General features: G+C 65.2%; 12 protein-coding genes. 8 read left to right on the forward strand and 4 right to left on the reverse strand.

Annotation, left to right across the window (positions count from 1 at the left end):
- Nucleotides 1-278 (reverse strand): phosphoglycerate kinase (pgk, locus tag C693_RS22095; protein WP_100243737.1); only part of this gene is annotated, 278 nt, incomplete at its 3' end.
- 155 nt (nt 279-433) lie between these two features.
- Between pgk and maiA the strand changes: the two genes are divergently transcribed.
- Complete coding sequence (gene maiA / locus C693_RS0117115) at nt 434-1,102, forward strand: maleylacetoacetate isomerase (protein WP_017463507.1); 669 nt, start codon at nt 434-436, stop codon at nt 1,100-1,102.
- Nucleotides 1,103-1,126: 24 nt separating this feature from the next.
- Here the strand turns inward: maiA and C693_RS0117120 are convergent, their stop codons facing one another.
- Nucleotides 1,127-2,245 (reverse strand): PilT/PilU family type 4a pilus ATPase, encoded by a 1,119-nt coding sequence (locus C693_RS0117120; protein ID WP_017463508.1) that lies wholly within the window; start codon nt 2,243-2,245, stop codon nt 1,127-1,129.
- Nucleotides 2,246-2,453: 208 nt separating this feature from the next.
- Between C693_RS0117120 and C693_RS0117125 the strand changes: the two genes are divergently transcribed.
- The 5 genes from C693_RS0117125 (at nt 2,454) to glmS (ending at nt 7,532) form a co-directional block, all read left to right on the forward strand.
- Nucleotides 2,454-2,912 (forward strand): DUF4398 domain-containing protein, encoded by a 459-nt coding sequence (locus C693_RS0117125; protein ID WP_017463509.1) that lies wholly within the window; start codon nt 2,454-2,456, stop codon nt 2,910-2,912.
- A complete protein-coding gene (locus C693_RS0117130) occupies nt 2,909-3,547 on the forward strand; it encodes a hypothetical protein (RefSeq protein WP_017463510.1) in 639 nt (212 codons plus the stop codon). The genes C693_RS0117125 and C693_RS0117130 overlap by 4 nt, the downstream gene beginning before the upstream one ends.
- Before the next feature lie 313 nt (nt 3,548-3,860).
- Nucleotides 3,861-4,088: a YdcH family protein gene (locus C693_RS0117135; RefSeq protein WP_017463511.1), complete on the forward strand. Its 228-nt coding sequence runs from the start codon at nt 3,861-3,863 to the stop codon at nt 4,086-4,088.
- A gap of 147 nt (nt 4,089-4,235) precedes the next feature.
- Nucleotides 4,236-5,606, forward strand: a complete 1,371-nt coding sequence (locus C693_RS0117140) for a pyridoxal-phosphate dependent enzyme (protein ID WP_017463512.1) — start codon at nt 4,236-4,238, stop codon at nt 5,604-5,606.
- A gap of 96 nt (nt 5,607-5,702) precedes the next feature.
- Entirely contained in the window at nt 5,703-7,532 is a 1,830-nt protein-coding gene (gene glmS, locus C693_RS0117145; protein WP_017463513.1) for a glutamine--fructose-6-phosphate transaminase (isomerizing), read from the forward strand.
- 644 nt (nt 7,533-8,176) lie between these two features.
- Here the strand turns inward: glmS and C693_RS0117150 are convergent.
- Nucleotides 8,177-8,506, reverse strand: a complete 330-nt coding sequence (locus tag C693_RS0117150; protein WP_017463514.1) for a hypothetical protein — start codon at nt 8,504-8,506, stop codon at nt 8,177-8,179.
- A gap of 62 nt (nt 8,507-8,568) precedes the next feature.
- Between C693_RS0117150 and C693_RS0117155 the strand changes: the two genes are divergently transcribed.
- Both C693_RS0117155 and C693_RS0117160 read left to right on the forward strand, forming a co-directional pair.
- Nucleotides 8,569-8,997, forward strand: a complete 429-nt coding sequence (locus tag C693_RS0117155; protein WP_017463515.1) for a hypothetical protein — start codon at nt 8,569-8,571, stop codon at nt 8,995-8,997.
- Nucleotides 8,997-9,935: an SOS response-associated peptidase family protein gene (locus C693_RS0117160; RefSeq protein ID WP_017463516.1), complete on the forward strand. Its 939-nt coding sequence runs from the start codon at nt 8,997-8,999 to the stop codon at nt 9,933-9,935. Before C693_RS0117155 ends, C693_RS0117160 begins: the two co-directional genes overlap by 1 nt.
- Before the next feature lie 415 nt (nt 9,936-10,350).
- Here C693_RS0117160 and C693_RS0117165 read toward each other — a convergent pair.
- Nucleotides 10,351-12,435 (reverse strand): hypothetical protein (locus C693_RS0117165; protein WP_157798658.1); only part of this gene is annotated, 2,085 nt, incomplete at its 5' end.

The raw sequence follows: 12,435 nt of genomic DNA on the forward strand, positions 1-12,435 counted from the left end.
CCCCCCAGCCGTACCGGCTTGCCGAGCTTGTCGCCGAGCCAGGCGGCGACCGGCGCCAACGAGGAGGCCTCGTCGAACTGGCCTTCCTTCGGCCGGCCCAGGTGCGACAGCACCATTACCCGGGCGCCGGCGTCGCGCGCGGCCTTGATGGTGGGCAGCGAGGCGTCCAGGCGCTGGGTGGAGGTGATCCGGCCGTCCTCGATCGGCACGTTCAGGTCTTCGCGGATCAGCACGCGCTTGCCGCGCAGATCGAGGTCGCTCATGCGGAGGAAGGACACGTCGGGACTCCTGGGTTGGGCTGCTGCATGGCGGGCCGGCCGGCGGGGCCGCACCCGGAAGGGATGCCGTGGCCGCTCATTTTCGTGGCGCCCCTCCGGCGATGCAAACGCGGCCGGGTATGCTTGGCGCCCACCGGCCCGGCAGGAGACAGCCCATGCTTCAGGATCTCGCGCTTTATGGCTACTGGCGTTCGACCGCCGCCTACCGCGTGCGCATCGCGCTGGCGCTGAAGGGGCTGGACTGGGAAAACCACCCGGTCCACCTGGTGCGCGATGGCGGCGAGCAGCACGGGGCCACCTACCGGGCGATCAACCCGCAGGAACTGGTGCCGGCGCTGGTCGACGGCGAGCGGGTATTCACCCAGTCGCTGGCGATCGTCGAATACCTGGACGAGATGGTCCCGGAGCCGCCGCTGCTGCCGGTGGACCCGCGCGGCCGGGCACGCGTCCGGGCGCTGGCGCAGACCATTGCCTGCGACATCCACCCGCTGGGCAACCTGCGGGTTCTGCAGGCACTGGAGGCGCGCTTCGGCGCCACCGAGGCGCAGCGGGCCGACTGGAACCGCCACTGGATGGCCGTGGGCCTGGCTGCGTTCGAGGCGATGCTGGCCGACAACGTGGCCACCGGTACGTTCTGCCATGGCGACGAGCCGGGACTGGCCGACATCTGCCTGATCCCGCAGCTCTACAACGCCGTTCGCTGGCAGCTGCCGCTGGATGCCTACCCCGCGATCCGTCGGATCCAGGCCGAGTGCATGGCCTTGCCGGCCTTTCAGGCGGCGGTGCCGGAGCGGCAGCCGGATGCCCCGCCTGCCGGCGCCTGAGGCGCCGGCGACGAGGCAGGGGATTCAGAAGCCCAGGCCGTAGGGGTCGTTGCCGGCCAGCTCGGTGTCGGTGTTGGATCCACCGCCCTCGGCCAGGCGGATCTTCAGCGCCAGGCCGTCGCGCGAGTCGGCCTTGGCCAGCGCCTCGTCCAGTTCGATGCGGCCGCTCTTGTAGAGCCGGTACAGCGACTGGTCGAAGGTCTGCATGCCTTCCTGCAGGCTGCGGTCCATCGCTTCCTTCACCTCGTGGATCTGGCCGCGGCGGATCATGTCGCGGATCAGCGGGGTGTTCAGCAGCACCTCCACCGCCGGCAGGCGACGGCCGTCCTTGCCGATCACCAGGCGCTGGCTGATCACCGCGCGCAGGTTGAGCGACAGGTTCATCAGCACGTTCTTGTGCGCCGACTCGGGGAAGAAGTTGAGGATGCGCTCCAGCGTCTGGTCGGCGTTGTTGGAGTGCAGGGTCGCAAGGCACAGGTGACCGGTTTCGGAGAAGGCGATCGCTGCCTCCATCGTGTCGGTGTCGCGGATCTCGCCGATCATGATCACGTCCGGCGCCTCGCGCATCGCGTTCTTCAGCGCCTCGTGATAGCTGTGGGTATCCAGGCCTACTTCGCGCTGGTTGATGATCGACTTCTTGTGCCGGTGCAGGTACTCGATCGGATCCTCGATGGTGAGGATGTGGCCGGGCGAGTTGGAATTGCGGTGGTCGAGCATCGCCGCCAGCGTGGTCGACTTGCCCGAGCCGGTGGCGCCGACCACCAGGATCAGGCCGCGCTGCTCCATGATCAGCTCGCGGAAGATCGACGGCAGCTGCAGCTGCTCGACGTTGGGGATCTCGCTCTTGATCGCGCGGATCACCATGCCGACCTCGCCGCGCTGCTTGAACACGTTGATGCGGAAGCGGCCAGCCTCCTTCACCGCCAGGGCCATGTTCAGCTCGAGATCGCGCTCGAACTGGGGCACCTGGCCCTCGTCCATCAGCGAGTAGGCGATCTTCTTGACCATGCCGCCCGGCAGGCCGGTGTTCCCCAGCGGGTAGAGCTTGCCCTCGACCTTGATGTTCACCGGAGCGCCCGTGGTCAGGAACATGTCCGACGCACCCTTGTCCACCATCAGCTTGAGGAAGTAACCGATATCCACCTTAAGTCCCCTGGATTCAACTACATTGCACCGGCGATTATGCCCACGGACAATACGACGCAACACTACGAGGTACTGAGTGATGGTGCACAGCTTTTCCCGGCCTGAGGCCGGTACCCCCCGTTCTTGCGGGTGGACGCGCAGCCTGCCCCTGGTCGCCCTGATGGTTCTGGGCGGCTGCGCAAGCGTACCGCCTCCGGATGCTGCGATGAGCGCTGCCCAGACGCAATTGCAGGCAGCCCGTGACGCCGATGCGGCCGATTACGCCCCGGTGGACCTGACTTTCGCCCAGAACAAGTTCCAGCAGGCCCAGGCGGCCATGACCTCGCGCAAGTATGCCGATGCGGCCGATCTGGCCACCGAGGCCCAGGCCGATGCCGAGCTGGCCACGGCCAAGGCGCGGCTGGGCGACGTCCGGGCCAGGATCCAGACCAAGACGAACGAAAACGCGCGGCTGCGCGAGGCCATGGAGCAAGCCCATCCCGAGCTCTCCAGCCGCTCGCAGATGCCTGCCACTCTTCCCGCCGCGGCGCTGACCGGCGACATGCCGGCCCCTTCCGCCTCGGTGCTGTCGGCGCCCATGCCAAGCGGTGATGGCGGCTTCCAGACCGTGCCCCAGCCAGCCACGTCGACCTCGGCAGGCAATGCCCAGGAGGGTCAGCCATGAAGCGATTCACGACCGCCCTGTTCGCCCTGGGCCTGTTGCTTGGCAGCGGTATCGCCAGCGCCGCCAAGGACGACATCGACCTGGCCCGGCTGACCACCAGCCTCGACCAGCTCGCCCACGATCCGGTGCTCGGACACTACGCCACGGCCGAGCAGGCGCGCGCCCGCGACGCCCTGGCGCAGTTGGCCGACGCCCGTTCGAAGGAGCGTCCGCATGCCCTCTACCTGGCCGAGCGCCGGGTCGATCTGGCCCGGGCGGCCGCTCAGCTGCAGGATGCCCAGGCGCGGCTGGCCAAGCTCGACCGCGAGCACGACCAGATCATGCTGGAGTCGGCCCGGCGCGATGCCGAGGCGGCCCGGCTGGAGCTGGAGCGCCAGCGCCTGCAGTATCAGCTCGCCCAGGAAGAGGCCCAGCGCCTGCAGCAGCAGGGCATGGAGGCGGCGCAGGCCGCCGAGCAGGCCAAGGCCGAGGCCGAGCATGCCAAGAAGCTGGCGGCGGCGCAGAGCCGGGTCGCGAATGCCGCCCGGCGGGAGGCGGCCCTGGCGGCCCAGGCGGCACGGGCTCTGCGTTCCCAGATGGAGGGCGATCAGGCACCGGCCGAGGCCAAGCCCGCCAAGAAGAAAGGCAAGCCCTGAGGCGCTCCGGCGCGCTCCGTCCCCGGGGTGCGCCGCGATCCCAACAAGCTGTTTCGACAGGTTTTTCGCCTAACCCCCAAGTAGCATCAGTCGTGCCATGGCACGATCTTGCACCCACCCCGGCGGCGGAGTAGCGTCGGTTATCCGCGGGGCACATGCGCCGCGCGGACAACCTGACCCGTCGCATGCGCCCACCGTATCCCCAACCGTCCTTGTCACGCACCGTTTCCCCGGTGCGGGCGGTTTGCGCATGCCTCACCACGCCGCGGGCGCACCGGTCACGCGCCCGCTTTCCCAGCGAGGAGGTCGACCCATGTTCGAAAACCAGTCGCGTGATGACGTCGAAGCATTGCTGAAGTCCAACAAGGAGTTCCGCGCGCTGTACCAGCGCCACCGGGAACTCGACAGCAAGGTGCACGATGCGGATATCGGCGTGCTCCCCATTCCCGAAACCAAGCTCGCGGTGATGAAGCGCGAGAAGCTCTACGCCAAGGACCGCCTGCAACGCATCTGGGATGCGCAAACGCAGCGACAGCACTGACGTCACGCCGGTTGGCAGCGGCAACGGCCCGGTATCCGATGGATGCCGGGCTTTTTTCTTGCCCGGTGCTGGCCGGAGGGACTCGGTTATCATGGCGACCCGCGGGTTGGCCGGTTGCCTGTCCCGGTTCTTTGCCACGGAGCTTCCATGACGGTTCACGCCAGCGTTCTCGACCTGATCGGCCACACACCCATGGTGCGTGCCAACCATCTGGAGACGGGGGGCTGCGAGCTGTTCCTGAAGCTCGAGAGCGCCAATCCGGGCGGCTCGATCAAGGACCGCATCGGCCTGTCCATGATCGAGGCGGCGGAAAAGGCCGGCAAGATCCGCCCCGGCGCCACCCTGGTCGAGGGTACGGCCGGCAACACCGGCATCGGCCTGGCGCTGGTTGCCCAGCAGAAGGGCTACAAGCTGATCCTGGTGGTCCCGGACAAGATGAGCCGGGAAAAGATCTTCAACCTCAAGGCGATGGGCGCCGAGGTGGTGCTGACCCGCTCGGACGTGGCCAAGGGGCACCCGGAGTACTACCAGGACATGGCCGAGCGGATCGCCCGCGAGACGCCCGGCGCCTACTTCATCAACCAGTTCGGCAATCCCGACAACCCGCGCGCGCACTACGAGACCACCGGGCCGGAGATCCTCGAGCAGATGGATGGCCGGGTCGACGCGGTGGTCTTCGGTTGCGGCTCGTCCGGCACCATGACCGGCCTGTCGCGTTATTTCGCGGAGCACTCGCCGCACACCGAGCTGGTGCTGGCCGACCCGGTGGGTTCGATCCTTGCCCAGTACATCAACGAGGGCACGTTGTCGGAGAAGTCCGGCAGCTGGATGGTCGAGGGCATCGGCGAGGACTTCCTGCCCTCGATCAGTGATTTCTCGCGGGTCAGGAAGGCTTACGCGATCCCCGATCGCGAGAGTTTCCTGGCAGGACGCGAGCTGCTGGCCAAGGAGGGCATCCTCGGCGGTTCGTCGGCCGGCACCCTGCTCGCCGCAGCGCTGCGGTATTGCCGTGAGCAGACCAGCCCGAAGCGGGTGGTATCGATCGTCTGCGACACCGGCAACAAGTACCTGTCCAAGATGTACAACGACTACTGGATGCTGGACAACGGCTTCCTCGAGCGCGAGCAGCACGGCGACCTGCGCGACCTGCTGCTGCGCCCGTTCGCCCAGCGCGACACCGTGGTGGTCGGACCGAACGAGCTGCTGATGACCGCCTACACGCGGATGAAGCTGTACGACGTCTCGCAGCTGCCGGTGATGGACGGCGACCAGCTGGTCGGCATCGTCGACGAATCGGACGTGCTGATGCACGTGCATGCCGACCAGTCGCGCTTCCGCGATCCGGTGTCCACCGCGATGATCACCTCGCTGCAGAAGATCGACGTGCATTCGCCGATCGAGGCCCTGCTGCCGGTGTTCGAGCGCGGGCTGGTGGCGATCGTGATGGATGGCGAGCGCTTCATGGGCCTGATCACGCGCATCGACCTGCTCAACTACCTGCGCCGGCGGGTGCCCTGACGGCAGCTGTCTCCCGCACGAAAGGATGTTGGAAACCATCGCCGCCACCATGCGGCCGCCGGGCCAGGAGCCCGACCCCAGCTAAGGAATGACGACATGTGTGGAATCGTTGCAGCCGTAGCCCAGCGCGACGTCGCGCCCCTGCTCATCGCAGGGCTCAAGGCGCTCGAGTATCGCGGTTACGACTCGGCCGGCCTGGCCGTGCTGGACGATGGCGAGATCCGCCGCGTACGCGCCAAGGGCAAGGTGCGGGAGATGGAGGCGCTGTATCTGGCCGACCCGCTGCCGGGCGGCACCGGTATCGCGCACACCCGCTGGGCCACCCATGGCGTGCCGAACGAGGCCAACGCCCACCCGCACATGGCCGGTCGGGTCGCGCTGGTGCACAACGGCATCATCGAGAACTACGCACCGCTGCGTGCGGAGCTGCAGGCCAAGGGGCACACCTTTACCTCCGAGACCGACACCGAGGTCATCGCCGCGCTCGTCGAGTCGCGTCTGAGCCAGGGCGGCAGCCTGCGCGAGGCGGTGCTGGCAGTGGCGCGCGAGCTGGAGGGTGCGTACGCGATCGCGGTGATCAGCCGCGACGAGCCGGGTCACGTGGTCGGCGCGCGGCGGGGTGCGCCGTTGCTGGTCGGCGTCGGCATCGGCGAGCACTTCCTCGGCTCCGACGCCCAGGCGCTGATCCAGGTGACCAACCGCATGATCTACCTGGAAGAGAACGACGTGGTGGAGATCACCCGCGAGTCGGTCCAGGTGTTCACGCTCGACGGTGCTCCGGCCGAGCGCGCGGTGCACGAGAGCGAGCTGTCCACCGACGCGGTGGAGCGTGGCGAATACCGCCACTACATGCAGAAGGAAATTTTCGAGCAGCCGCGCGCCGTGGCCGACACGCTGGAATCGCGCATCGGCCCGCACGGCGTGCTGCCGAACATCTTCGGCGTAGGCGGAGACGAGCTGCTGGCCAAGGTGCAGGGCATCCACATCGTCGCCTGTGGCACCAGCTATCACGCCGGCATGGTCGCGCGTTACTGGATCGAGGAGTTCGCCCGCCTGCCGGTCAGCGTCGAGGTGGCCAGCGAGTACCGCTACCGCGAGGTGGTGGTGCCGCCGGGTACCCTCTTCGTGGCCATCTCCCAGTCCGGCGAAACCGCCGACACGCTGGCGGCGATGCGCGAATCGCGCCGCCGCGGCTACCTCGGCACGCTGGCGATCTGCAACGTGCCGGAATCCTCGGTGGTGCGTGAGGCCGACCTCAAGCTGATGACCCGGGCCGGCCCGGAGATCGGCGTGGCCTCGACCAAGGCATTCACCACCCAGCTCACCGCGCTGGCGCTGCTCACCCTGCAGCTGGCGCAGCAGCGCGGGCTGGATACCACGCGTTACACCGACCTCTGCCAGCAGCTGATCTCGCTGCCGCGCGCGATCGAGCGCGCGCTGGCGCTGGAGCCGCAGGTGGTGGAGCTGTCGGCACGCTTCATCCACCGCCAGCACGCACTGTTCCTCGGTCGCGGCGCGCAGTACCCGGTGGCGCTGGAAGGCTCGCTCAAGCTCAAGGAGATCTCCTACATCCACGCCGAGGCCTACCCGGCCGGCGAGCTCAAGCACGGCCCGCTGGCCCTCGTCGACGAGGAGATGCCGGTGGTGGCGGTCGCCCCGAGCGGTCCGCTGCTGGACAAGCTCAAGTCCAACCTGCAGGAAGTGAAGGCCCGCGGTGGCGAGCTGATCGTGTTCGCCGCCGGCGACGCCGGCATGGATGCCGAAACCGGCAAGGGCGTGGCCCTGCGGCTCGATCCGGTGGGCGAGTTCATCGCGCCGGCCGTGTTCACCATCCCGTTGCAGCTGCTCGCCTACCACGTGGCCGTGCTGCGTGGCACCGACGTGGACCAGCCGCGCAATCTGGCCAAGTCGGTGACGGTGGAATAACGACGGATGATCGAGAAGCTGATCTGGTGTGACCTAAGAGAAGTTCCAACTGCGTAATAGAACGTCCAAATTGTCTACCAGCGTCAGTCTCCGCTAATGAATAGAAATTCAAACTGACGCGCCGTCTCCGCGCCTTGCCGCCTCCACATAGAACGAGGGGTGGCATGGTTTGGCGGCTACCCCCCGGGACGCTGTGGGGGGGGCAGGGGGAAGACGGAGGCGGAGCTGCCAAGTAAGGGCTGCAGCTTCTAGTGGCGGTACCGCTCGGGATCGATAGCTGCTGGATTACCCGATAGCCACTCGCCGGGTTCGGCTAGAGTGTGGGCCGCTCGTAGCGGTGGAGTCGGAACAAGAGGCGCTGCCACGCCGCAATTGTCGAGTCCGCTTCGGCGGGCTTTTTCGCGCCTGGACGACAGGGATCCGCCTACAGCTTCGGCCGCTGATCGCCGGCACTCACCTGAATGCGCATACCCTAACCTGTCCCTGCCCCGCACGTCAGGCCCAAACCGACCAAGCTGCCAGGCGTAAGCCAGCCGGCACGGAACGTCCAGGCGGAACCGATGCGCGGGGCACTCCCCTTGGGTTAGCTCACCGCCCCCTTTGAGCACCAGCGGCGCCCTTGTGGCGCCGTCTTTCTATGCGCCTCACCCGCCCCACGTGAACATGAAGGGGCCTGGCGGCTGCTCGTACTTCGGAACGGTCTCCCAGCCTGGCGCCGACTTGAACTCCACCGCTAGGGATACGTGGCTGCGCTCCAGCGCGGTCAGGCTCAACAGGTCGCCACGCTCGTTGCACGCACTCGTCATCCCTCTCCGCCAGGCGAGCGCATAGGTCTTGCCGTGCTTCCTCACTGTGCCGTGCAGCGTCCAGCCTTGGGCGATTGCTGGCGGGTTGTCGACGTGCACGACGGTGCGCCAGTCGGCCAGGAAGTCGACGGCGAAGTCTGGGGCGGGCTTGGGTTCGCGTCTGGGCATGGGGCGAACGCTACGAACTTGGCGTCTCACGCCGGGCGACAAAGCGGTGCTAGATTTCGCGGATGATGCACACACGCGCTGAACTGGAAGCGGAACTTGCGGCCTTGGAGCAGATGGTGGTGCAACTGCTCGCCGAGCAAGAGGCCCCCGCGGACTTCTGGGACACATTCGCGGAAGAGGCAGATCACTTCGCCTCGCGCGTGGCACCGGCTGACTGGGACTGGGCGGACGAGCGCCTAGCAGACATGCTGCGCCGCCACGGCGCGCCTGTGCGGGGTGCCTCGAGGGCCACCCTTCAGAAACACCTCGATCAGCTCGACGCGCTGATGCCGGACATGGTCCGCGGATCGCCGACCTATGAGTTGTTCGCGGAGGCATATCTTCCCCGAGAAATTTACATCTTGGACCAAGCCGGCGAGGCCAACGGAGAATGGGCCCGTGAGCGCCTGCGCGAGATGCTGCTCAAGCATGGCGCCATGGAGTTTGACTGATGTGCTACTCAGCGCAGGTGTGGGCGGACTGGCGGCGCTACCGCAAGCAGGGTGGCGAGCTCGACATCAAAGGCTTCGTCCGGCTGATCGACGAGATGGGTGGCCGACCCGGCTGGATCCGCAAGCTGCCCAAGGCCACCCGCGACTCGCTGCTCGACGTGCGCAACGAGGAAGGCATGGCCCTAGCCAAGGCCGTGCGCGAGGCGAACCGGGCGGCCGAAGTGATGCTCCGCGACGAGCTGCAGGCGCAGACCGATCGCCTGACCGCGGCCGAGGCCGTGCTGGCCGGGCCCAAGCCAACGAAGAAGGCCACCAACGACCAGCGCATCGCGACCGACAAGATCTCACGCGCCCAGCGCGACCTCGACGACCTGGTGCGCACCGAGCTGCTCAACCGCGACAGCCGCATCTACCCAGGGAACTACGTTCCGGTCCTGGTGGCCGAGGGTGACCGCTACGTGGTCAAGCCGATGCGCTACCAGTGCCGCCCCGCCGGCAAGCCGGCGATGTACGACACGAAGTACCCGGGCACCTACAACGCCCGGCGCGACAATCTCGAGGGCTTCTGGAAGGACCTATTCGGCCACACGCACGCGCTGCTGGTGGTCGACACGTTCTACGAGAACGTCGAGGGACCGGACGGTAAGAATCAGGTGATCCAATTCACCCCGCGCGACCGCGAGCCGATGCTGGTCGCCTGCCTCTGGTCACATTGGACCGACCCCGCCGGCAAGCTGCCAGACTTGGACAGCTTCGCCGCAATCACCGACGACCCGGAGCCCGAGGTCGCCGCCGCCGGTCACGACCGGACAATCATCAGCATCAAGCCCGAGCATGTCGACGCATGGCTGCGGCCGGACCCGGCCAACCTGGCCGCGCTCTACGCGATTTTTGACGACAAGCGGCACCCGTACTACGAGCACCAGGTCGCGGCCTGACTACGTGCCCTGTGCGCAGACCGATGGAGTTGATCATTCGAACCCATCGGTCGTGATCAACTCGCCAGCACGTCGACCAGCGAGTTCCCACCGACCGGAACCGGCCAAAAGCAGACATCAGTGTTCCGAGGGTCTGTCAGTAATGAAGCCAAGTGGGTTACGGCTCAGGGTTGATTGGCGCAGCGCCCGAGATCAGCGGACTCTTCCGTGACTTGCTGACGCGGTAGTCCGCTGTTTCGATCAGGTTCTCGGGCGAGCCAAAGTACCAAACATCGCCGCGGCGTCCGTCTCCTGTAATTGTCGCTGCCATTGCCGCAGGTGCGCATTTTCGGCCGAAATCTTTCGAGAGTTGGTTCGCAAGCGGATGGCGAAGGGCAAGTAGCAAGGATCAGCCAGGCCCTACGCTCTCCCGCACCTACACGTCCTTAAAGAAAACGGATCGACGGTGGGCCGAATAGGCTTCCTGACTTTCCTCGCGTCGCCAGGTGGTTATTGCGATGGACCAAGCCAACTCTCGCTTCGTGCGCTTTTGCGAAACGTCAAGCGCGGCTAAGTTGAGAAATGCAGCCACGCCGCACCGTGTCCTGCCTTCGCGCGGATACAGCGGCCCCCAGTGATCGTTCCAGGTGATCGTTCTTCCGATGACCGCCCCTGAAGCGTCTGTCAACTCGATCGCATCTGTAGTGCAACGGAGATTGCCTGACGCCACATGCGGCTCAGGGACGGGCAATCCGACGCTAATCACATCAGATTGCCAACAACCGAAGGGCAAGGGCGTCAGGTTCACGCATACAGCAAATTCGGACCCTGACTGCCCTTCGGTCTCTATCGACTTTAGCGGTAGCGCCGACAACTCGCCCTCCAGTCTCAGGTTGTCGACCGGGAGAATTCGCCTCATCTCGTAAAGCTTTGGGTCGGCGTCTGGCTCGTAGTCGGAAGTTACAAGGTGAGAGCTGATGTCCAATATCGCGTAGTTATCAACCGAGGACTCGAGGGGTGTCCTCAAGGAGGCGAGTCGCATGCCATCTCTGTGCATAGCAGCGATGAACTCGCGAGCAACTGTCTCCAATTCGTCTCCTGACGCTAGAGCCCTTTCGGGAAAGTCGCCGAGCCAATCTGGCCGACGGACTGGCGTTAGCTCATTCAGGCCATGGATACCGTTAACCATTTCTAGGCACCAGTTCTCTGCAAACTTTTGGGGCAAGCCCAATTCCGAGACGGCAAATGCGAGCGTTCTCAGGTAGGCCGAAAGATATGCCTCGCGCATTCTTTGCCAGAACTGTCCAACGATGCCCTCACGAAACTCAGAGAAGTCGCCGAAGTAATACGGATATCGTGTGTAGCGAGTGCCGAGCGACTCGCAAATGTTCTTCCATTCAAATGCCCATTGCGTTTCAAAAGGAAATCCGCTCTGCCGCTCCAGCTCCACGAAGTGATTGCGATACACCGGTGGCACGTGCGCTGTCTTGTGCTCTTCGAAATAGGAAGCCGGCTCGAAATCCCGAGGAAACTCCGGGGAGTATGTTCGCCTCCACCCGCCTATCGCTTTCCCGTTCCCAAATGTCTTCTCAAGCAGGAGGTCAGCAAGGATTGAGGGATGCTTGATGCGGCACGCCACAACGTCATGAGGTGGGCGAGCATCATCTGATGCGAGCATCAACAGATTAAGTATCTCGCAGGTCTCAGATTCGTACCTACAGCGCTGAAGATGCTCGAGCAAGGCGGCCGTAGCCGCAGGTCGTGTTACAACGTTTTCCAACAACTCTCGAATTTTTCTTGCTACGAGAAAGCGGGCCCTCGGCACGGGCCACTTCAGCCGAGTGAAAAGCATAGCGAGGCCATTCGAGATCCCAGGGCTGTTTGGCTTGAACCAAGCGGACGGCGGAATCGGCTGGTCTTGCACCTCATCGGCCAGAGTTTCTACGAAGGTGTCGGTTACGGCGCTTGCGACCTCAACCTGGCCAGCCAAGACGAGGAATCGCACCAGGTACTTATAGCCAATGACCAACCCGTGGCCGCGTCGTCGGTAGTAGGGGACCGGAACTGAGGTGTCTCGGATGTAGGAAAGCCAACGGTCCGCGAAATGGGTTGCAGCCAATTCGAGTCGGCCCATCGCCTCATTTTCGGATGTGAACCAGCTCTGCCACCCGCTACGATGGATGTGCGCCTTCACCAACCATGGATATGCCGCGTCCTTACCTTCTACCTCCAGGCTAAGGCGAAATGCTTCATCTAGCACCTCGTCAGCGCCGTACGTTTGCTCGGAGCTCTCGAAGTAAGACCAAACGCAATGCAATGCTTGTGTCGCAGCCCCCTGTTCACGGCAGTGGTTGAGCCAGGAGGCGAAGAACTCGCCCCGCCGTTTGTAGTCAACAGCCTCCGAAGCCGCAAAGACATCCACGAAAGAATCAGGCCCGAACATGGTCGCGTCCGGCAGCTCCTTACTTTCGTTTTCCGACTCTGACTTTGACGATTCGAATCGTTTTGGCAGCGGCGGGGG

Source organism: Dyella ginsengisoli LA-4, from assembly GCF_000334915.1.
In the GTDB taxonomy this organism is placed as follows: domain Bacteria; phylum Pseudomonadota; class Gammaproteobacteria; order Xanthomonadales; family Rhodanobacteraceae; genus Dyella_A; species Dyella_A ginsengisoli_A.

Excerpts from the sequence above, each read along its gene's own strand:
- C693_RS0117160 (WP_017463516.1), top strand. The coding sequence starts at position 8,997 with ATGTGCTACTCAGCGCAGGTGTGGGCGGACTGGCGGCGCTACCGCAAG.
- C693_RS0117130 (WP_017463510.1), top strand. The coding sequence starts at position 2,909 with ATGAAGCGATTCACGACCGCCCTGTTCGCCCTGGGCCTGTTGCTTGGC.
- C693_RS0117150 (WP_017463514.1), bottom strand. The coding sequence starts at position 8,506 with ATGCCCAGACGCGAACCCAAGCCCGCCCCAGACTTCGCCGTCGACTTC.
- glmS (WP_017463513.1), top strand. The coding sequence starts at position 5,703 with ATGTGTGGAATCGTTGCAGCCGTAGCCCAGCGCGACGTCGCGCCCCTG.
- C693_RS0117155 (WP_017463515.1), top strand. The coding sequence starts at position 8,569 with ATGATGCACACACGCGCTGAACTGGAAGCGGAACTTGCGGCCTTGGAG.
- maiA (WP_017463507.1), top strand. The coding sequence starts at position 434 with ATGCTTCAGGATCTCGCGCTTTATGGCTACTGGCGTTCGACCGCCGCC.
- C693_RS0117140 (WP_017463512.1), top strand. The coding sequence starts at position 4,236 with ATGACGGTTCACGCCAGCGTTCTCGACCTGATCGGCCACACACCCATG.
- C693_RS0117135 (WP_017463511.1), top strand. The coding sequence starts at position 3,861 with ATGTTCGAAAACCAGTCGCGTGATGACGTCGAAGCATTGCTGAAGTCC.
- C693_RS0117125 (WP_017463509.1), top strand. The coding sequence starts at position 2,454 with ATGAGCGCTGCCCAGACGCAATTGCAGGCAGCCCGTGACGCCGATGCG.